2 protein-coding genes are annotated in these 565 nt (G+C 63.9%); both read left to right on the forward strand.

Annotation, left to right across the window (positions count from 1 at the left end; translation table 11 throughout):
* Positions 1-48: 48 nt before the first annotated feature.
* Entirely contained in the window at positions 49-315 is a 267-nt protein-coding gene (locus D1159_RS19060; protein WP_161843728.1) for a phage holin, read from the forward strand.
* A 4-nt stretch (positions 316-319) separates the two neighbouring features.
* Positions 320-565: hypothetical protein (locus tag D1159_RS19065; protein WP_161847146.1), on the forward strand; the 246-nt coding region annotated here is incomplete at its 3' end.

A 565-nucleotide genomic window follows, 5' to 3' on the forward strand; every position in this document is an offset into this window, starting at 1 on the left:
CCGCCTGCGTCCTGGACCGGCTGGGTTTATTCGATTAGGAGGCGCTATATGAACTGGAAAGTGAGAGCCCATAACCCCCTGTGGTGGGCGCAGATGGTGCTGGCGGTGCTCACCCCGGTCCTGGCCTATGCCGGGCTGACGGCGGCGGACCTGACCAGCTGGAGCGCCCTGTGGGATCTGCTGGCGGGGGCGGCGCGGAATCCCTACGTGCTGGGGCTGGTGGCGGTAAGCGCCTGGAACGCCGTCAATGACCCCACCACAAAGGGCCTGGGGGACAGCAAAAACGCTATGACCTACGATAAGCCCAGGGGGTGACAAGATGGAACCGGAAGAGCTGGCGGTGAAGCTGGCGGAGGTGGACGCCCGGAGCAAATCCAACACCCACCGGCTGGATGAGATGGGCGAAAAGGTGGACACGCTCCAGCGCCTGACCTCCGCCGTGGAGGTCATGGCCGCGGAGCAGAAGCACCAGAGCAGCACTATGGAGGAGATTAAAACCGACGTGACCAATCTGGGGCGGAAGGTGGACGCCATAGAGAAGAAGCCCGCCAAACGCTGGGACGGC

The sequence above is a fragment of the Pseudoflavonifractor sp. 524-17 genome, assembly GCF_009935845.1.
Taxonomy (GTDB): Bacteria; Bacillota; Clostridia; order Oscillospirales; family Oscillospiraceae; genus Pseudoflavonifractor_A.

Coding starts and splice junctions, on each gene's coding strand:
- D1159_RS19060 (WP_161843728.1), top strand. CDS start 49: ATGAACTGGAAAGTGAGAGCCCATAACCCCCTGTGGTGGGCGCAGATG.